The following is an 18,007-nucleotide window of genomic DNA, read 5'->3' as shown; positions in this document are numbered from 1 at the left end:
TGTCTCACGGCAGCCCCTCCCCTGAGTGAACCGGGGCGCGCTCAGCCCTCCAGCAGCCGCTGGCCGACGTACTCTCCGCGCGCCGCCCCGCCCGGCACGGCGAACAGACCGCTCGCCTCGTGGCGGATGTACTTCGACAGCGCGTCGCCCCGGTCGAGCTTGCGCTGCACCGGCACGAAGCCGCGCAGCGGATCGGCTTGCCAGCACACGAAGAGCAGCCCCGCGTCGGGCACCCCGTCCGTGTCGAAGCCGTCGTGGTACGAGAACGGGCGCCGCAGCATGGCCGCGCCCCCGTTCTGGTCGGGCCGTGTGATCCGGGCGTGCGCATTGCCCGGAACGACGTAGATGCCGTGGGCGTCGGCCTTCTCCAGGTCCATCGCGGTCGTCTCGGTGCCCCCGGACAGCGGCGCCCCGTCGGACTTGCGGCGCCCGATGACGTCCTCCTGGGCCTTGAGCGACAGCTTCTCCCAGTCGTCGAGGAGCATGCGGATACGGCGTACGACGGCGTAGGAGCCGTTCGCCATCCAGGCCGGGTCGTTCGAGCCGGACGCCGGGACGAAGATCCGCTTGTCGAAGTCGGCGTCCGCCGGCTTCGGATTGCGGGTGCCGTCGATCTGGCCCATCAGATTGCGGGCCGTCATGGGGTGGGCGGTGGCGCCCGGGGTGCGGTTGAAGCCGTTCATCTGCCAGCGGAGGCGGGCCGCGCCACCCGCCTCCTTCTGGATCGCGCGCAGGGCATGGAAGGCGACCAGGGCGTCGTCGGCGCCGATCTGCACCCACAGGTCGCCGTTGCTGCGCGCCTTGTCGAGGTGGTCGGAGGAGAAGTCCGGCAGCGGGTCGAGGGAGACCGGGCGCTGCTTTTCGAGCCCTGTTCTGGTGAAGAAGCTGTTGCCGAAGCCGAAGGTGATCGTCAGCGACGACGGACCGGCGTCCCGGGCCACGTACGTGTCGTCGTGTGCGGCCGCCTCGCCCGCCATCAGCCGCTCGGCCGTCGCCGACCAGCGGCGCAGCAGGGCGGCCGCCTCCTTGCGGCCCGCGCCCGCCGCGAGGTCGAAGGCGACGAGGTGGCCCTTGGCCTGGAGGCCCTCGGTGATGCCGGGCTGATGTTTCCCGTGAAACATCGCCCGGCCGGAGCCCACCGAGGCCGGCGGGGTGGCCTGGGCGGGTGCGCGTGCGGCCGCGTACCCCACGGCCCCGCCCACCGCGCCGAGCGCGAGCCCGGTCGCACCGGCGGTGCCGAGCAGCGTCCGCCGCGATATCCCCTCCCGGGGGTCGCCGCTTTCCGGGACGGCCTCTTCGGGGGCGATCGCTTCGGAAGGGGTGGACTGGTCGGTCATGGTGCGGTTCAGCCGATCTGCGCGTTCTTGGAGACGGTCGTCTGGTCGATGTCGGAGGTCCGCACGGTCACGGCGATCTTCCATTCGCCGGCCATGGGGATCTGCACTCCCTCCGCCGCCCAGTGCCCGGTGGTGATGTGGTCGGGGGTCACGGGAAGGGGCCCGATCTTCTTGGCCTCCAGGGTGAAGGCGACCTTCACCTCGGGGATGTCGAAGGCCCGGCCGTTGGGCCGCTGTACGTAGACGTGCATGTCGTTGCCGCCCACGCGCGCTGGGTCGAGGTCGAGTCGTACGACGCCTTTGCCGTCCTTGCCGCCGGTGTCGAACGGCATGTCCAGGGTCAGCGCCCCGGAGGTCGAGGACGACGAGGACGAGGCGGACGACGACGTGGCGGCCTTGGCCTCCTGCTCGGTGCGTCCCGGCTCGGTCTGGGTCAGCAGGGTGGTGACGGCGAGCAGGACGACCGCCACGCCCGCCTCCGCGAACACCGAGCGGCGCAGGCCGAAGCGGTTGGGGTCGGCGTCCCGCAGTCGCTTCTGCCGGGCGGCGTCCACGGCGGCCCGCTGCCGGGAGAGCTGGGCAGCACGCTCGGAGTCACCGGCCGTGGCCGGTGCCGTGACGTGCTCCTTGGCGGGCAGCTCCGCCTCGGCCTCCTCCGCGGTGGCCGAGGTAGCCGCGGTGTCCGTGAGCCGTGCTGTCCAGCGCCGCGAGATCCACGCGATGCCGACGAGCAGCAGGACGAGCCCGATCTTGACGAGCAGCAGCTGCCCGTACCGGGTGTCGGTGAACGCGGACCAGGAGCCGAGCTGGCGCCAGGACTGGTAGATGCCGGTGGCGACCAGTGCGGCCACGGATCCGAAGGCGAGGCGGGAGAAGCGGTGTACGGCGGCGGCCTCGACGGGTGTGTCGGCGGGCGCCCGGTGGAGCGCGACGAGCAGGGCGACGAGTCCGCCCAGCCAGGCGGCGACCGCCAGCAGATGGAGCACGTCGGCGGGCATGGCGATGCCGGGCTGGAGCCCGGTCGAGGCGTGCTCGGCCATCGCCCAGCTCGCCGCCAGCCCGGCGGCGACCACGGTCCCGCCGACGGCGAGCCCGAACCTCAGGTCGCGCTTCTCCTCGTCGTCCCTTGAATCGGGGTGCCGGCGCGCAGCGCCGTCGTTCAGGGTGGTGGTGGGAGACGGGCGGGCATAGGCCCCGAAGAGCACCGCGATGAACAGCGCGGCCGCGGCGAGCAGCAGCAGCCGGGAGACCAGTGCTGCGCCGGTCTTGGTCTGCAGCACCTGGCCGAGCAGGCTCAGGTCGAAGACGTCGCCAAACTTCCCCGAGGTGGTGTAGGAGCCGCGCAGGAGCAGCAGCCACAGGGTGGCCGAGGTGAGCGCGAGCCAGCCGCCGACGACGAGCCGCTGCAGGGCACGCACCCCGGAGCCGCGCTGCCAGCAGGCGAGCACGAAGGCGCCGCCGCCCACCAGCACGATGTAGCCGGCGTACGACACGTACCGCCCGAACCCGTACAGCCAGCCCACGACTCCGCCGCCCGCCGTCTGGTCGCCGACGGAGACGGTGGTCAGGGACGGGGCGCCGACGGAGAAGGTGTAGGCGCCGGCGACGGGGTGGCTGTCCGCGGAGACGACTTGGTAGGTGACGGTGTACGTGCCGTTGCCCAGACCGCTCTTGAGCTGCACGGCGTAGGTCGTGCCGCTCAGGTTGGACGGCTTGCCGGCGTCGACGCGTTTGCCCTTGGGGTCGAGGACGCGCAGCGAGTCGTCGTTCATCGCCACCTTCTCGGAGAAGGTGAGCGAGACCTGGTCGGGGGCCTTGTCGACCACCACCCCCTGCGCGGGATCGCTGCCGGTCAGCGCGGCGTGCGCGGAGGCCGGACCGGCGCCGGTGAGGAGCGCGCCGGTGACGGCCAGGAACAGCAGCACCAGGGTCCGCAGGCGGGGGGCGATGGTCCGGGTCAAGGTGGTCCCTCCCTCAGTGTCCGGTCGACGGGTTGTACGTGGCGGACTTCACCGGCATCTCGACGGTGAGGGGTCCGGACTTGGCAAACTTCAGCTTCAGCGTGATCGTGTCGCCCTGCTTCGGCCTGCGGTTCAGTTTCTCGAACATCAGATGGTTGCCACCGCTCCTGAACACGAGCCGGCCGTGTGCCGGGACGGCGAAGGAGGTGACCTCCCGCATGCTGCCGCCCATGGTGTCGTGCATGGTGACCCGGCCCGCGACGTCGCTGGTGACGGAGGTCAGCTCGTCCTTCGCGGCGCCCTTGTTCGTTATCGTCAGAAAGCCTGCGGCCATGTCGGCGGAGACCGGCTGGGGCATGTAGGAGGCGCCGACCGACAGCTCCGCAGCCGTGTCGTCGGTTCCGCCGCAGCCCGCGAGGGCGAGTGCGCCCGCCATCGCGGCGGCGGGTACGGCGAGACGCCTCACGGGTTCGCTCCCTTGATGATCTTGGGCAGGTCCTTGGTGAAGTCGTCGACCGTGGCGTCCTCGCCGTAGAGGAGGTAACCCCCGTCGGTCTTCGGCGAGAAGGCGATGACCTGGGTGCCGTGGACGGAGACGATCTTGCCCTTCTTGTCCTTCGTCGTCGGCTCGATGGAGATGCCGAGGGAGCGGGCGCCGGCCTGGATGGTGGCGAAGTCGCCGGTCAGGCCGATGAACTGGGGGTCGATGCCCTTGAGCCACTTGCCGAGCTCGGACGGCGTGTCGCGGGCCGGGTCGGTGGTGACGAACACGACCCGCAGTTCGGCCTGCTCCGCCTTGGACAGCGACTTCTTGGCGACCGCGACGTTGTTCATGGTCAGCGGGCAGATGTCGGGGCAGTGCGTGTAGCCGAAGTAGACCAGCGTCGGCCGGCCCTCGGTCTCCTTGCGGAAGTCGTACTTCTTGCCGTGCGTGTCGGTCAGGACCAGGTCAGGCTTCTCGAACGGCTTGTCGAGAAGGGTGGCGGCCTTGGCCGAGCCGGACTCCTCGGAGACCACGGCGATGGGCGACTTGCCGTCGTCACCGCTGCCGCAGGCGGAGAGGGTCAGGGTGGCGGCGGCGAGCAGCGCGGCCGCGGCGAACGTCTTCTTGCGCATAGAAAAATGTCCCAGATATGAGAGCTCCGGAGCGCACCGGGGGTCGTACGCAAGAGTCGCACGACCCCCGGTGCGCGGTGCGGGCACCAGGGTCAGGCGGCGGACCGCCGGCGCCCGGCGAGCACGCCGTACGCGACTCCCGCCGCGCCGACGACGATGCCCGTCACGCCGAGTACGCGTGCGGTGGTGTCACTGCCGCCGGAGGAGCCGGAGTCCGACGCGGCCGCGGTCTCGGCCTTCTTGTCGGAGGCGTCCTGGGCGGTCGTGGAGCCGTGCCCGTGCTCATCGGCGGAGGCGGCGGACAGGGTGAGGACGGGGGCCGGGTTGTCGGGCTCCTCCTGGCCGTCCTGCTGCACCTCGATCCAGCGCACGACCTCGTTGTTCGAGTACGTCTGGACCGCCTTGAAGAGGAGTTCGTCGGTGTCCTCGGGCAGGGTGCCCAGGGAGAGCGGGAACTTCTGGAAGAAGCCGGGCTCGATGCCCTTGCCGTCGGCGGTCCAGGTGACCTTGGTGACGGCCTCGTCGATCTTCTTGCCGTGCAGCTCCAGCGGCTTGTCCAGCTTGGACTTGGTGACCTTTGCCGTCCAGCCGTCGATGCGCTGCGGCATCACGGAGGCCAGCGGGTGGTCCGCCGGGAAGTTGACCTCGAGCTTGGTGGTCGAGGCGTCGTCGCGCTCGTTGGGGACCTTGAAGTCGACGACCGCGTAGCCGCCCTTGGCCGCGGTGCCCTCGGGCTGCACGGAGACGTGCGCGAAGGCGGGCGCGGAGAGGGCGAGGACGGCCGAGCCGGCGACGGCGGCGGCCGCGGCGATACGAGAAGCCTTCATGGTGTGGAGCACTCCACTCTGTGTGAGTTCCGGTGAAAGAAGGGGGCGCGCACGATGTGCACGCGCGCGTGCCGCACGACGGTGGCCGGCCCCTCCGTCCCGGTGCGGGTGGAGTGGTGTGGTCGCGTCGCGTCAGGCAGCGAGGACGAGTGCGGCGGCCGCGGGTGGGCCGCGCCGGATCACCGAGTGCTGGAGTGCGGTGGCCTGCGGTGCGGGTGGTTCGTCCCCGGCGGGGTGCCGCTGTCGCGGGCCCGCCTCGGGAGCGGCCGGAAGCCCGGCGCACAGGGCACGCACCAGCGCGAGCGCCCCGCGCAGGGAACGTACGAGTGCTCCCTCGGCGACTCCATGCGCCGACAGCTCCATCAGACGCAGTACGGCCAGGTCGCCGCGGCGCAGCAGCCAGCCGACGGCGACCGCGGCGAGCGTGTGACCGAGCAGCATCGGCAGGGACGGCAGCAGCGGCTCCGGGGAGCCGGTGGCGTCCGCCGTGTGGTGCATGGCGCTCATGTCCGCGCCGGAGCCGGTGAGCAGGTGTGCCTGGGTGAGGATCCGGTAGGCGTGGGCCGGGGTGATCGCCGCGACGCCGGTGCCGCACACGAGCCGCGCGGCCTGCTCGACCAGCGTGGTGTCGCTCATCCCGGGCATGGAACCCATCGACATCGCGCCGGACGACATGGCGCCGGACGACATGGCGCCGGACGACATCGCGGCCGTACCGTGCTGGCCCAGCCCGAACAGCGTGTGCAGCGCGGTCTGGCCGAGCGCGAGCAGCGCGACGATTCCGGGCAGCGAGCGCTCGCGCCCGGTGAGCGGTGCCACGAGCGCGAGGGCGCCGAGGAAGCCCGCGCCCAGCGTCCACAGCGGAACGGTGGCGCAGGAGGCCAAGGTGTGCCCGGCCGCGGCCAGCACGACGCAGACCGCGGCGAACACCGCGGCCCGCAGGATCCGGAGTCGGTTTCCGGAGCGCGCCGTGCGCTGGTGGGGGGCAGTCATGGCCGCCTCATCATCGCACTGGACCCGCCGCTGCCCGACGGCAGGTCCACAAGGTTCCGTTCGACCGGAAGATCACGCTTTGTCGCGGGCCGCCCCCTCATACACCGATTCCTGCCCGCGCGCATCGTCCGTATGGGCGGCGTCACGCGGACCGGGTGCTTACACCCGGGGATTGGCGGCAATAGGTAACGGTATGTCGAGCCGCGGCCTGGAGGCTGGAGCATGAGCATCTGGTGGTCACTCCATCTGCGCCGCGAGGCCGCGAGCGTGCCGCTCGCCCGCCGGTTGCTGCTCGGCACGATGGAGACCGCGGGCGTCGACCCCGATGTGTCCTACGACCTGTCCGTCGCCCTCGGCGAGGCCTGCGCGAACGCGGTCGAGCACGGCGGGGACGCGACGCGCGGCGGCTCGTCGGAGGCGTACCGGGTGACCGCGTACCTGGACGGCGAGAAGTGCCGTATCGAAGTGGCCGACTCCGGGCCGGGGTTCGCCCGCGCCCATGCTCCGCGCCGGCCGCGCGTGGACGCCGAGCACGGCCGCGGCCTGTTCTTGATCAGGGAACTCGCCGATCACGTCCACATCGGCGACAAGCCGGGCCGGGGAGGGACAGTGGTGAGCTTCGACAAGATGCTCAAGTGGAAGAAAGATCCTTCTCTGCTTACGGCATGACTGCTGCGCAGGCATAACGGCCGCGCTAAGGTGCGCGCATGAATATCGAAACCGAGGGAATATTCGAGGGAGTACGGCTCCGGCTGCTTGCTCAGGACGATGCTTCGGCGCTTTGTTCCGCATACGTGGAGAACCGGAAGCACCTCGAACCGTGGGAGCCGTGCAGACCGGACTCCTTCTTCACCGTCGAGGGCCAGACGGAGCGCCTGGAGGGGCTGCTGCGCCAGTTCGCGGAGGGCGCTCTGGTGCCCTGGGTCCTTGAGTCGGACGGCGGGCGGATCGTGGGAGCGATCACGCTGTCCGGCATCTCGATGGGCCCCTTCTGCAGCGCCTATCTGGGTTACTGGGTCGCCGCCGACCAGCAGAACCGGGGGCTGGCGAGCAGCGCCGTGGAGCGGGTGTGCCGCATCGCGCGGGACACGGTCGGACTGCACCGGATCGAGGCGTCCACGCTTATCGAGAACACGGGTTCACAACGCGTCCTGAAGAAATGCGGATTCGAATCGATCGGCATGGCTCCGAGTTATTTGCATATCAATGGGGAATGGCGGGACTGTCATCTCTTCCAGCGGATCCTGCACGATGCGGATCCGGCCATCTGACCGAGGCGTTCCGGCCGCCCTCGGATTCCCGGTCTTTCACAGCCCGTTGAAAGCTCGCGCCCAGGTGTCTCACAAGCGGCCTGCCTGGCTTGCTCGGCCATGACGGGCAATCACCCCATGAGCAGCCGCGAGGACGACGCGCCGGCGCGGGCCGCCGTGGACGCGCTCACCTGTCAGCTGGCACTGTCGCCGAAACCGGGGCTGCCCGACCCGCGCGACCTCGACGCCCGCCCGCCCCGCCGGGACCACGGCTCCCTGCGCTGGTCGGCCAAGGCGCTCGCGCCCGGCCTCGCGGCGATGGCCGCCTCCGCCCGCCGTACCGGGCGCCCCACCCAGACGCTGCGGGCGGAACTCGGCGCCATCGGGCGGTCCGCCGAGCACTCGGTGTCGCTGGCGGGCGGCGGCCACCGGGGAGCCCTGTGGGCGCTCGGCCTGCTGGTCGCAGCCGCCGCCCTGGACCCCGGGGCACAGGCCCGGGAAGTCGCCGCGAACGCCCGGCGGATCGCCGCGTCACCGAGTAGCCGGAGGATGCCCCGTCCTTCAGGGCGGGGAGGAACCCCGCTTCCCGCGTAGCGGGGCACGGGATGGAGCAGTCGCCGTCAGGGCGATTGGTCGTCTCCACCGTCCGGGCTGAGCGCGACCTCGAGCAGGTGGACGATCTCGGAGTTGAGGGACCGCCGGTCGGCACGCGCTCTCTCAACCAGGCGTGCATGCAGGTCCGTTGGCAGGCGGAGAGAGATCCGCTTCTGGTCTTCCCGGCTAAAATCGTGCCATGACGACACCAAAGAAGCACTCCGGGGATACCGGGCACGCCCGGTACACCTACCGGCTTCGCGTGTCGTCGACCGCCCGCGTTGCCCTGCTCGCCGAGTGGGACCGATGCCGGTGGATCTGGAACGAATGCGTCGCCAAGTCCCGGCAGGTACACGCCCACAACCGGGCGCACCCCGACGACAAGCTGACGTGCGGCCCGGCCCAGCTCGACAAGATGCTGACCGAAGCCCGCGCTAGGACGCGGTGGCTGTGCGAGGGCGCATCAGTTCCGCAGCAGCAGATCATCCGCGACTTCGCCAAGTCCCGGTCCAGGGCTACGAAGGACATCGAGAAGCGTCTGCCGACGCGGCAACGCGCGGGCATGCCCCGGCCGAAGAAGAAGCGTGAGGCGCTGCCTACGCTGAACTACACGCAGCGCGGGTTCCGGCTGAAGGACGGCCATCTGCACCTCGCGGGCGGCATCAGCCTGACGGTGGTGTGGTCCCGCGAACTGCCCGCCACGCCCTCCAGCGTGCGCGTGTACCGAGACAGTCTCGGGCACTGGCACGCCTCGTTCGTCGTCGCCACCGAGACACAGCCACTCCCGCAGACGGGCGCCGTCCTCGGTGTGGACTGGGGTGTCAAGGAGACCGCCACCACCACATCCGACCCGCACGACCTCCCCCACCCGCAGCACGGGCGCAAGGCTCAGGCGAAGCTGACCCGGTACGACCGGATGGTGGCGCGCCGCAAGCCCGCCAGGGGACAGGCGTCGTCGAAGGGTTACCGCGAGGCGAAGAAGTGGCGCGCGAAGACCTACGCGAAGATCGCGCGTCAGCGGCAGGACACCGCCCGCAAGTGGGCCAAGCGCGTCGTCCGCGACCACGACGCCATCGCGGTCGAGGACTTCCGGCCGAAGTTCCTGAGCCGTACCATCATGGCCCGCAAGGCCGCAGACGCGGCGATCGGTGCCACCAAACAGGCCCTGGTCGAGATGGGCCGCAAGCACGGGCGGGACATCCGCCTCGTGCACCCCGCGCACACCACCATGAACTGCGCGTCGTGCGGAGCGAGAACCAAGCACGCACTTCCTCTTTCGGAACGTACCTACACCTGCACCGCGTGCGGAGTCGTCTCTCCGAGGGACAAGAACTCCGCACGCGTGATGCTGGTCCGGGCTGGTCTCAACCCGGCTGGTGTCGAGGGCATAAGACCTGCGGGAGCACCGCTCCCGGAGGCAGCCTGAGCCAGGAATCCCCTCTCTTCAGGGAGGGGAGGATTCAAGTAGTAGGCGCCGTCGCTGGAGTTGGTCAACTGGGCCAGTGCCAGGACGCGCTGCGGACGGTTCGTCGTACGGACGACACTAGAAGCGCGTTGGACCCGTCAACAGGCCCAATATGAAGGCTCTTTGATGGCCCGATTCAGGCCCCGACCAGCACCTTGGCCAGCACCTCCAGCGCCTCCGGATACGCCCGCTCCCGAGGCGTGCCGTACCCGACGACCAGGCCCTGCTGCCGCTCTTCGCCGGGTGCGGCGGGCGTGTGCCAGTGGTTGCCCAGGCGGCCGAGGGCGAGTCCCTCCGCCTCCGCGCGCGCGAGCACCTCCGTCTCGTCCGTGACCTCCACCAGGGCGTGCAGCCCGGCCGCGATACCGCGCACCTTCCGGCGCGGGCCCAGCCGGTCCAGGAGCTGGTCCCTGCGGCGCCGGTATCTGAGCCGGCACGCGCGCACGTGGCGGTCGTAGGCATGGCTGTCGATGAGCTCGGCGAGCGCCAACTGGCCGATGGACTCGGTGTGGTGGTCGCTGTGCAGCTTGGCGTCCGCGACCGCGTCGACCAGGTGGGGCGGCAGCACCATCCAGCCCAGCCGCAGTGCGGGGCCCAGGGTCTTGGAGGCGGTGCCCAGGTACACCACCTGGCCCGGCGCCATGCCCTGGAGCGCGCCGACGGGCTGACGGTCGTAGCGGAACTCCCCGTCGTAGTCGTCCTCGACGATCAGGCCACCACGCGCGCGTGCCCAGTCGCTGAGCGCCCGCCGCCGCTCCGGGTGCAGGGTCACGCCGGTCGGGTACTGGTGGGCGGGCGTGACGACCACGGCGGCCGCGTCGCCGAGTTCCTGTGCGCGGGCCCCGCGTTCGTCGACGGGCACGGGCACCACCCGGCCGCCGTTGCGCCGCACCACCTCCCGGTGGAAGGGCAGCCCGGGGTCCTCCATGGCGACGGCGGCGCCGTCCAGCACGCGGGTGAGGAGCGCGAGGCCCTGTACGTACCCGGTGGTGATCACGATCCGCTCCGGCGGGGCGATCACCCCGCGTGCCCGCCCCAGGTAGCCCGAGAGCGCCGTGCGCAGTTCGATCCGGCCGCGCGGATCGCCGTAGTCGTACGCCAGTGAGGGTGCCGTCGCGATGGCGCGGCGCAGCGCCCGCAGCCAGGCCGCCGCCGGGAACGCCCCGACGTCGGGGCTGCCGGGCCGCAGATCGAAACGGGCGCACGCGCGCGTGCGGCCGCTTCCGGTGCGTCGGCGTCGGCGGAGGGCAGCGAGGCCACCTGGGTGCCCGAGCCCTGCCGTGCCGTCAGATATCCCTCGGCGACCAGCTGGTCGTACGCCGCCTTGGCCGTGCCGCGCGAGATCCCGAGCTCGGACGCGAGCCGCCGGGTCGCGGGCAGCCGGGTGCCGGGCGTCAGCCGCCCGTCGCGCACGGCGTCGCGCAGCGCCCGCTCCAGCCCGACCCGGCGTCCGTCCGCAGAATCGGGCTCCAGATGCAGATCCACACCGACACCGGACCAGAAATCGTCCACGAAGACCCTCCCCCTAGGCACGTGAATGGCCGGGCACCGCACAGGTACCCGGCCATCAGTGTCGTATCAGTCGCTGATCCGCACTATAGGGCTTCGATCAGCCACTCGCTCAGCGCTTCAGGGACGCTCAGCCCTTCGGGGATTCTCAGCCCTTCAGGGATGCCATCCACGCCTCGACCTCGTCGGACCGGCGCGGCAGTCCGTCTGAGAGGTTCCGGTTGCCGTCCTCGGTGACCAGGATGTCGTCCTCGATGCGGACGCCGATGCCCCGGTACTCCTCCGGCACGGTCAGGTCGTCGGCCTGGAAGTACAGGCCGGGCTCGACCGTGAGCACCATGCCGGGCTCCAGCACACCCTCGACGTACGTCTCCGTCCGTGCGGCCGCGCAGTCGTGGACGTCCATGCCGAGCATGTGCCCGGTGCCGTGCAGGGTCCAGCGGCGCTGCAGGCCGAGCTCCAGGACGCGCTCGACCGGGCCCTCGACCAGGCCCCACTCGACGATCTTCTCGGCGAGCACGCGCTGGGCGGCGTCGTGGAAGTCGCGGTACTTGGCGCCCGGCTTCACGGCCGCGATACCGGCCTCCTGCGCCTCGTACACGGCGTCGTAGATCTTCTTCTGGATCTCGCTGTACGTGCCGTTGACCGGCAGCGTGCGCGTGACGTCCGCGGTGTACAGGGTGTGCGTCTCCACGCCCGCGTCCAGCAGGAGCAGGTCGCCGGAGCGGACCGGGCCGTCGTTGCGGACCCAGTGCAGCGTGCAGGCGTGCGGGCCGGACGCGCAGATCGAGCCGTAGCCGACGTCGTTGCCCTCCACCCGCGCGCGGAGGAAGAAGGTGCCCTCGATGTAGCGCTCGGAGGTGGCCTCGGCCTTGTCGAGGACCTTCACCACGTCCTCGAAGCCGCGCGCGGTCGAGTCGACGGCCTTCTGCAGCTCGCCGATCTCGAACTCGTCCTTGACCAGCCGGGCCTCGGAGAGGAAGACACGCAGTTCCTCGTCGCGCTCGCCGGTCACCTTGTCGGTCAGGGCCGCCTCGATCGCGGAGTCGTAGCCGCGCACCACGCGGACCGGGCCGGTGGCCTCCTTCAGCTTCCCGGCCAGCTCGCGCACGTCGGCGGCGCGGATGCCGTAGAGCGCCTCGGACTCGGTGAGCGAGTGCCGGCGGCCGACCCACAGCTCGCCCTGGCCGGAGAGCCAGAACTCGCCGTTCTCTCGGTCGGAGCGCGGCAGGAGGTAGATCGTTTCTTCGTGGCCGTCGGCGGTGGGCTCCAGGACGAGGACGCCGTCCTCGGTCTGGTTGCCCGTGAGGTACGCGTACTCGACCGACGACCGGAAGGGGTACTCGGTGTCGTTCGAGCGGGTCTTCAGGTTGCCCGCCGGGATCACCAGGCGCTCACCCGGGAAGCGGGCGGACAGGTCGGCGCGGCGGCGGGCGGTGTGCGCGGCCTGCGCGATCGGCTTGAGGTCATGCAGCTCGGTGTCGGCCCAGCCGGACTTCATGTTCTCGGCGAGCTCGTCGGAGACGCCGGGGTACAGGCCGTTCTTCCGCTGCTTGATGGGCTCCTCGGACTCAGTTTCCGGGGTCTCCGGAGTGAGCTCGTCGGCCACGGTCATCCTCCTCGATACGGCACGGTCCCCCGATCCCTCGGCGATCTCGGTTCCGCTCGAGCAGGGGGACCCCATCATCGTACGGTCGTACCGGGGTGGCTCTGGGCGGGAAGAGCTGTTATGCCCACGCATGCGAACCGCGCGGGCCCGCTCGGCCGCAGTGACGTGCTGCCCTGCTCGGCCGGAGTATCGTGCCGCCGCGCTGTTCGGCCCGAGTGATGCGCTGCTCCGCCCGGTCCAAGCGGTGCGCTGCCCTGCTCGGCTGAAGCGACGTGCTGCCTTCCCGGCCGCGGCGGTGCGCTGCCGCGTTCGGCCCGAGCGACGTGCTGCCCTGCTCGGCCGGAGTATCGTGCCGCCGTGCCGCCGCGCTGTTCGGCCCGAGTGATGCGCTGCTCCGCCCGGTCCAAGCGGTGCGCTGCCCTGCTCGGCTGAAGCGACGTGCTGCCTTCCCGGCCGCGGCGGTGCGCTGCCGCGTTCGGCCCGAGCGACGTGCTGCCCTGCTCGGCCGGAGTATCGTGCCGCCGCGCTGTTCGGCCCGAGTGATGCGCTGCTCCGCCCGGTCCAAGCGGTGCGCTGCCCTGCTCGGCTGAAGCGACGTGCTGCCCTGCTGGCCGCAGCGACGCGCCGCAGCGCTCGGCCCAAGCGGTGCGCTGCCTCGCCCGGCTGAAGCGACGTGCTGCCCTGCTGGCCGCAGCGCTCGGTCCAAGCGGTGCGCTGCCTCGCCCGGCCGAAACGAACCGTTCCGTCCCTTCAGCCGTCGCGGGCCGTGTCGCCCCTCAGTCGAAGCGGGCCGCCAGCAGGACGACGTCCTCCTCGCTGTCCGCCGTGTCCAGGCCGTCCGGCAGTACCGTGCGCAGCACGTGGTCGGCGATGGCCTCGGGGTCGCGGCGCAGGGTGCGCGGCACGCTCGCGGCCGCCGCGTGCAGTCGGGCGAAGGCGCGGTCCGTGGGGTCCTTGGTGCGGTGCAGCAGCCCGTCGGTGTAGAGGAGAACCGTCTCTCCTGCTTCGGCCTGGAACTCCACGCTGGGCGCCTCCCAGCAGGCGAGCATCCCCAGGGGCGCGGAGACGGAGGTCTCCGCGAACTCGGTGCGCCGCTCGCCGATCAGCAGTGGCGGACTGTGACCGGCGCCGGCCAAAGTGACCTTGCGCAGCGCGGGTTCGCAGTAGGCGAACAGGGCGGTGGCGGAGCGGGCCGGCTCGGTCAGGCGCAGCAGCAGCTCCAGGTCGGACAGGACCGCGACCGGGTCCTCGCCCTCCATCACGGCGTACGCCCGCAGGGACGCCCGCAGCCGGCCCATCGCGGCGACCGCGCTGGGCCCCGACCCGGTCACCGAGCCGACCGCGAGGCCGAGCGCGGCGTCGGGCAGCGGCAGCGCGTCGTACCAGTCGCCGCCGCCGCGCGGGCCGGTGCGGTGCCGGGCGGCGAGCTGGACGCCGGCCACCCGGGGCAGCCGGGACGGCAGCAGTTCCTCGGAGATGGTGGCCAGGCACGCGCGCGTGCGCGCCACCTCCAGCAGCCGGGCGAGGTGTTCGGTGGCGTAGCGGACGTACAGGCCGGCGAGATGGCGCTGGCGCTCGTTCGGTTCGGCGGGCTCGTCGTAGAGCCACACGGCGGCGCCCAGGCGGCCGGCGGCCTCGGTGGACAGCGGCAGGGCGTAGCTGGCGGCGTAGCCGAGCCGGGCGGCCACCTCGCGGTGGCGGGGGTCGAGGCCGTCCTCGGCGAACAGATCGGGGTGGACGATCTCACCGCCGGCGCCGGGTAGTCCGGCGGTCGTGTCGAGAAGCTCGCCGTACGACATCGCGCCGCGCGGCACGGTCTCGATGTGGCCGAGATCGGCGCGGCCGAGGCCCAGGCCGATGGTGGTGTCGGGGCCGAGGCCGTCGGCCGGTTCCAGTACGACGAGACCGCGCCGGGCGCCCACGAGGGCAGCTCCGGCGCGCAGCAGTTCCTGGAGCGCTCCGTCGAGTGAGTCCGTACGGGCCAGGCGCTCGGTGAGTTCGTGGAGGGTCGTGAGATCCGAGACCCAGCCGGCCAGCCGGTCCTGGAGCAGGGCTCCCGGCGCGGGGGAGTTCGGCGCGGGGACGGGAGCGGTGCCCGGGACGGGAGGTGCGGGCGCGACAGTGTGTGCGGGTGTGGGAACCGTTGAATCGATTCCGGCCACTTTCGAATGGTGAGGGGCGTTCATGGTGTCCGGCCTTCAGACCGGTGCGTATTGCTCAAAAGCATCGCAAACCCCCATGTCATTCTGCGCCGCCGGCGGTGTCTCCACATGTACACGCACTCGTGAGGGGATGTCCAGCATTGTCCTGCCGGGATTCCTGGTGTCCGTGGGCCTCTTGTGGGTTTCTTCCGGACCCCTTGCGGAAAAGCAAAGTTGGCTTAAAACTGCCTCGGGTATCGGTTCATTGCGGTCGACTGGGTTTGCTCCACGGAGCGTCACGACGGTCGAGATGGGTACGTACTCGGAGAAGGCCAGGGGTGGCTGGGGACCCACCCGGAACCTGGCGGCGGACCCGGGCGTCTTAGCCACCGACGACCGTGCCCCATCCTCCCGTGGCGGAGGCGAAGAGAAATACGCGGAACGCAAAACGCCAGACTTCGCCACCCCGCGCCGCGGCCGTGCTTTTGATAGACGCAGTATGGATGTGAACGCGGCCAACGTTCGACCCCTTGGGGTTCCCCTCGCTCTGGGCGGGGGCGTGATGCGCCATTAGGTACGCACAGTGAAGTGATCGACACATGATGTGATGTGGTCCACGGTGTTGCCAGCGGTGCAACGGAAAGGAACGAGCGCTCATGCGCGAGATCCTCGGAAGGCGACGCAGGCTCCTGTCCAAGCGGAACGACGGGAGGCCTGAGATGCTCAAGCCGGCCCTGACCTTCGCGACGGAATGGCAGTGGCCCGTACTCCCGGGCGTGGCTCCGGACCCGCAGGGGCGAGGCCGCTGCGCGTGCCCCGACCCGGAGTGCACGGTGCCCGGCGCGCACCCCTTCGACCCCGGCCTCCTCGCGGCCACCACCGACGAGCGCATGGTGCGCTGGTGGTGGACCAACCGGCCGCACGCGCCCATCGTCCTCGCCACCGGCGGCAAGGCCCCCTGCGCGGTCAGCCTGCCGGCCCTCGCGGCCTCCCGCGCCCTCGACGCACTCGACCGGCGCGGTATGCGCCTCGGTCCGGTGATCGCCTCGCCCACGCGCTGGGCGCTGCTCGTCAAGCCGTACTCCATGGAACAACTGGGCGAACTGCTGTACGCCAAGGACTTCGTCCCTGGCTCTCTGCGCTTCCACGGCGAGGGCGGCTATCTCGCGCTGCCCCCGTCCGAGACCGGCGCGGGCGCCATCCGCTGGGAGCGTGCTCCGCTGCCCGGCTCGGCCTCGCCCTGGGTGCCCGATGTGGAGGCCGTGGTGGATGCCGTGGTCGACGCCCTCACTCGTACGGGTGTGAGCGCACCCGAGTTGTAGGGGTGTCGGGCGCGGGTGGGACCGGCCGCCCGCCCTCGGTCGTTATCTTCCGGTACATGAACGTTCGTCTGCTCGCTCTCGCGGGCGTCGTGGCCTGCGTGGTCGTACTGCCGCTGACCGTGGCGTCCGCGGGACAGGTGGGCGACCCCGCGCGGCCGGTGGCCGACGGGGCTCGGGCCACCGTGCGGACCTCTCCGGACGACGACGCCAAGATCCCCTCCGGCGCCCCCGGCAGCTCGCCGCGGCTGCTCGGCCTGGGCCTGGCCACCGCCACCCGATGCGGCCTGGAAGTCTCTTCCCCCGACGGTGTCGAGGCGCAGACCTGTGTCCTGACCCAGGGCGAGGACACCTGGGCGCGCACCTACTACCGCAACGCCACCGGCAAGGCGCTGGACTCCCTGCTGAGCCTCATGGGGCCCGGCGACCGCACCGTGCAGATGCGCTGCGCCGCCGGCGCCGACGACGAGCCCGCCACCTGTGAGACCCCCAGGGAACACACCCGGGGCGGCCTGGACGCGTACACGGCCGTCGCGGAGTTCGCGCAGCGCGGCTCCGACGGGCCGCTGCTGTTGCGTTCGGGCAGCAACTACGCGGCGTCCGACGGCAGTTGACGGACGTCTGTATTCCGTACACCGGCGCCGGGCATGGAAAGGCCCGGTTGCTGGCGACGGGGGATGCACCAGCAACCGGGCTACTGGAACGGTAACAAGAGATCGGCGGTTAGCAAATTCGATCTCGGCTATTCGGACACCGATTTGGCTGTCCCGGCGGGGAGTTGTGACAGGAGTCACCTGATGTGACCGCCTGACAGCGGCTGACCGGTCGGTCAGCCGCCGCCCCGGTGGATCCACATGTCAGCTGAGCGTGACCTGCCGGTTGGTCAGGCCGCCGCGCGCGCGGCGCTCTTCGGGGGTGAGCGGTGCCTCCGAGGCCAGGGCGGCGGCGAGGCGCTCGGCGAACTCGGCGGCCGGCTTCTCCACGTCCTCGGCCGTGACACCGCTCGGCAGGTCCCAGACCGGCACGGTGAGCCCGTGGGCACGGAAGGAACCGACCAGCCGGGTGCCCTCGCCCAGGCCGGAGCGGCCCGCCGCGTGCAGCCTGGCAAGAGCGTCCAGAAGCCGCTCCTCGGGATGCGGCATGACCCAGCGCAGATGGTTCTTGTCCGGGGTCTCGCACCAGTACGCGGCGTCCACACCGGTCAGCTTCGCCGTGGGGATGGCCGCGGCGTTGGCCCGCTCCAGGGAGGCGGACACCTCCGGCGTGGCGTTCTCCGGGTCCGGGACCCAGAACTCGAAGCCGCTGTGCACAACTGGCTCGAACGCGCCTTCGGGGTCGAGCAGGTCCTGCAGCCGCGGACCCTCGGCCGGGGCCCGCCGGCCCTGGACGGGCGTGCCCGGTTCGGCGGTGAGGGCGCGCTGGAGGGTGTCGGCCAGATCGCGGCTGATGTCACCGGACGCCGTGTCGTTCTGCAGGCCCAGCAGGACCGAGCCGTCGTCGCGGCGCAGCGCCGGCCAGGCCATCGGCAGCACCGTGGCGAGCGTGACCGAGGGGACGCCCTCGGGGAGGCCGCCCTTCAGATGCAGTTCGACCGTGGCGGCGGGGACCAGCTCGCGCAGCGCCACCCAGTCGCCCTCGCCCGGCAGGCCCTCGAAGGGGCGGTGCACCAGTTCGGTCGCGGCGTGCGCGGCGGCCCGGCCGTGGCAGGCCTTGTAGCGCCGGCCGCTGCCGCAGGGGCAGGGCTCGCGGGCGCCGACGACCGGGATCTCACCGTCCGTGAGCTGAGGGCGCTTGGCCTTGGTCTGAGGTCGCTTCTTGGCCATCGTGGGTGTCTCCCGGTTACGGCTCTCGTCTCGTACGGGCGGGAGCCTAGCCGTTCGCGCCAT

The 18,007-nt window shown here is 71.4% G+C and carries 15 protein-coding genes and 2 pseudogenes; 6 read left to right on the top strand and 11 right to left on the bottom strand.

The window, feature by feature from the left end:
• Window positions 1-41 precede the first annotated feature (41 nt).
• The 6 genes from efeB to N8I87_RS19985 form a co-directional block, all read right to left on the bottom strand.
• Window positions 42-1,337 (bottom strand): iron uptake transporter deferrochelatase/peroxidase subunit, encoded by a 1,296-nt coding sequence (gene efeB / locus N8I87_RS20010; RefSeq protein ID WP_263210532.1) that lies wholly within the window; start codon window positions 1,335-1,337, stop codon window positions 42-44.
• Between the two features lie 8 nt (window positions 1,338-1,345).
• Window positions 1,346-3,298 (bottom strand): copper resistance CopC/CopD family protein, encoded by a 1,953-nt coding sequence (locus N8I87_RS20005; protein ID WP_263210531.1) that lies wholly within the window; start codon window positions 3,296-3,298, stop codon window positions 1,346-1,348.
• Between the two features lie 13 nt (window positions 3,299-3,311).
• The gene (locus N8I87_RS20000; protein ID WP_263210530.1) at window positions 3,312-3,764 is read right to left on the bottom strand and encodes a copper chaperone PCu(A)C; all 453 of its coding nucleotides are present in this window, start codon (window positions 3,762-3,764) and stop codon (window positions 3,312-3,314) included.
• Window positions 3,761-4,414: an SCO family protein gene (locus N8I87_RS19995; protein WP_263210529.1), complete on the bottom strand. Its 654-nt coding sequence runs from the start codon at window positions 4,412-4,414 to the stop codon at window positions 3,761-3,763. Before N8I87_RS19995 ends, N8I87_RS20000 begins: the two co-directional genes overlap by 4 nt.
• A gap of 92 nt (window positions 4,415-4,506) precedes the next feature.
• Entirely contained in the window at window positions 4,507-5,241 is a 735-nt protein-coding gene (locus tag N8I87_RS19990; RefSeq protein WP_263210528.1) for a YcnI family copper-binding membrane protein, read from the bottom strand.
• Between the two features lie 132 nt (window positions 5,242-5,373).
• Window positions 5,374-6,234 carry a hypothetical protein gene (locus N8I87_RS19985; RefSeq protein ID WP_263210527.1) on the bottom strand — a complete coding sequence of 287 codons (861 nt, stop codon included), beginning with the start codon at window positions 6,232-6,234 and terminating at the stop codon, window positions 5,374-5,376.
• A 222-nt stretch (window positions 6,235-6,456) separates the two neighbouring features.
• On the opposite strand from N8I87_RS19985, the gene N8I87_RS19980 reads away from it, so the two are divergent.
• From N8I87_RS19980 to N8I87_RS19970, 3 genes and pseudogenes are all read left to right on the top strand, one after another.
• The gene (locus N8I87_RS19980) at window positions 6,457-6,903 is read left to right on the top strand and encodes an ATP-binding protein (RefSeq protein WP_263210525.1); all 447 of its coding nucleotides are present in this window, start codon (window positions 6,457-6,459) and stop codon (window positions 6,901-6,903) included.
• 38 nt (window positions 6,904-6,941) lie between these two features.
• Window positions 6,942-7,505 (top strand): GNAT family N-acetyltransferase, encoded by a 564-nt coding sequence (locus N8I87_RS19975; RefSeq protein ID WP_263210524.1) that lies wholly within the window; start codon window positions 6,942-6,944, stop codon window positions 7,503-7,505.
• A 117-nt stretch (window positions 7,506-7,622) separates the two neighbouring features.
• Window positions 7,623-8,063 (top strand): annotated as a pseudogene (locus tag N8I87_RS19970) (triphosphoribosyl-dephospho-CoA synthase); the annotation flags it as partial.
• A gap of 41 nt (window positions 8,064-8,104) precedes the next feature.
• Here the strand turns inward: N8I87_RS19970 and N8I87_RS19965 are convergent.
• Entirely contained in the window at window positions 8,105-8,287 is a 183-nt protein-coding gene (locus N8I87_RS19965; RefSeq protein ID WP_317633481.1) for an Arc family DNA-binding protein, read from the bottom strand.
• Here N8I87_RS19965 and N8I87_RS19960 point away from each other — a divergent pair.
• Window positions 8,278-9,504, top strand: coding sequence for an RNA-guided endonuclease InsQ/TnpB family protein (locus tag N8I87_RS19960; RefSeq protein ID WP_263210521.1), 1,227 nt, complete (start codon window positions 8,278-8,280; stop codon window positions 9,502-9,504). The genes N8I87_RS19965 and N8I87_RS19960 overlap by 10 nt on opposite strands.
• 175 nt (window positions 9,505-9,679) lie before the next feature.
• Here the strand turns inward: N8I87_RS19960 and pdxR are convergent.
• The 3 genes and pseudogenes from pdxR to N8I87_RS19945 all read right to left on the bottom strand — a co-directional run bounded on the left by pdxR (window position 9,680) and on the right by N8I87_RS19945 (window position 14,847).
• Window positions 9,680-11,055, bottom strand: a pseudogene (gene pdxR, locus N8I87_RS19955) (MocR-like pyridoxine biosynthesis transcription factor PdxR).
• A gap of 145 nt (window positions 11,056-11,200) precedes the next feature.
• Window positions 11,201-12,667, bottom strand: coding sequence for an aminopeptidase P family protein (locus tag N8I87_RS19950; RefSeq protein WP_263210519.1), 1,467 nt, complete (start codon window positions 12,665-12,667; stop codon window positions 11,201-11,203).
• A gap of 770 nt (window positions 12,668-13,437) precedes the next feature.
• Window positions 13,438-14,847: a PP2C family protein-serine/threonine phosphatase gene (locus N8I87_RS19945; protein ID WP_263210517.1), complete on the bottom strand. Its 1,410-nt coding sequence runs from the start codon at window positions 14,845-14,847 to the stop codon at window positions 13,438-13,440.
• Window positions 14,848-15,458: 611 nt separating this feature from the next.
• Here N8I87_RS19945 and N8I87_RS19940 point away from each other — a divergent pair.
• Window positions 15,459-16,124, top strand: a complete 666-nt coding sequence (locus N8I87_RS19940; protein ID WP_263210516.1) for a bifunctional DNA primase/polymerase — start codon at window positions 15,459-15,461, stop codon at window positions 16,122-16,124.
• Between the two features lie 56 nt (window positions 16,125-16,180).
• Window positions 16,181-16,735 (top strand): hypothetical protein, encoded by a 555-nt coding sequence (locus N8I87_RS19935; RefSeq protein ID WP_263210515.1) that lies wholly within the window; start codon window positions 16,181-16,183, stop codon window positions 16,733-16,735.
• A gap of 243 nt (window positions 16,736-16,978) precedes the next feature.
• Here the strand turns inward: N8I87_RS19935 and N8I87_RS19930 are convergent, their stop codons facing one another.
• The gene (locus N8I87_RS19930) at window positions 16,979-17,944 is read right to left on the bottom strand and encodes an SEC-C domain-containing protein (RefSeq protein ID WP_263210513.1); all 966 of its coding nucleotides are present in this window, start codon (window positions 17,942-17,944) and stop codon (window positions 16,979-16,981) included.
• Window positions 17,945-18,007 lie beyond the last annotated feature (63 nt).

The organism is Streptomyces sp. HUAS 15-9 (assembly GCF_025642155.1).
Lineage (GTDB): Bacteria > Actinomycetota > Actinomycetes > Streptomycetales > Streptomycetaceae > Streptomyces.
This window is presented reverse-complemented; position numbering and strand designations above follow the sequence as displayed.

Bases quoted from the DNA above. Each gene is read 5' to 3' on its own strand.
- N8I87_RS19940 (WP_263210516.1), top strand. From the start codon at position 15,459: ATGCGCGAGATCCTCGGAAGGCGACGCAGGCTCCTGTCCAAGCGGAAC.
- efeB (WP_263210532.1), bottom strand. From the start codon at position 1,337: ATGACCGACCAGTCCACCCCTTCCGAAGCGATCGCCCCCGAAGAGGCC.
- N8I87_RS19995 (WP_263210529.1), bottom strand. From the start codon at position 4,414: ATGCGCAAGAAGACGTTCGCCGCGGCCGCGCTGCTCGCCGCCGCCACC.
- N8I87_RS19950 (WP_263210519.1), bottom strand. From the start codon at position 12,667: ATGACCGTGGCCGACGAGCTCACTCCGGAGACCCCGGAAACTGAGTCC.
- N8I87_RS19945 (WP_263210517.1), bottom strand. From the start codon at position 14,847: ATGAACGCCCCTCACCATTCGAAAGTGGCCGGAATCGATTCAACGGTT.
- N8I87_RS19960 (WP_263210521.1), top strand. From the start codon at position 8,278: ATGACGACACCAAAGAAGCACTCCGGGGATACCGGGCACGCCCGGTAC.
- N8I87_RS19935 (WP_263210515.1), top strand. From the start codon at position 16,181: ATGAACGTTCGTCTGCTCGCTCTCGCGGGCGTCGTGGCCTGCGTGGTC.
- N8I87_RS19985 (WP_263210527.1), bottom strand. From the start codon at position 6,234: ATGACTGCCCCCCACCAGCGCACGGCGCGCTCCGGAAACCGACTCCGG.
- N8I87_RS19980 (WP_263210525.1), top strand. From the start codon at position 6,457: ATGAGCATCTGGTGGTCACTCCATCTGCGCCGCGAGGCCGCGAGCGTG.
- N8I87_RS19990 (WP_263210528.1), bottom strand. From the start codon at position 5,241: ATGAAGGCTTCTCGTATCGCCGCGGCCGCCGCCGTCGCCGGCTCGGCC.
- N8I87_RS19975 (WP_263210524.1), top strand. From the start codon at position 6,942: ATGAATATCGAAACCGAGGGAATATTCGAGGGAGTACGGCTCCGGCTG.
- N8I87_RS19930 (WP_263210513.1), bottom strand. From the start codon at position 17,944: ATGGCCAAGAAGCGACCTCAGACCAAGGCCAAGCGCCCTCAGCTCACG.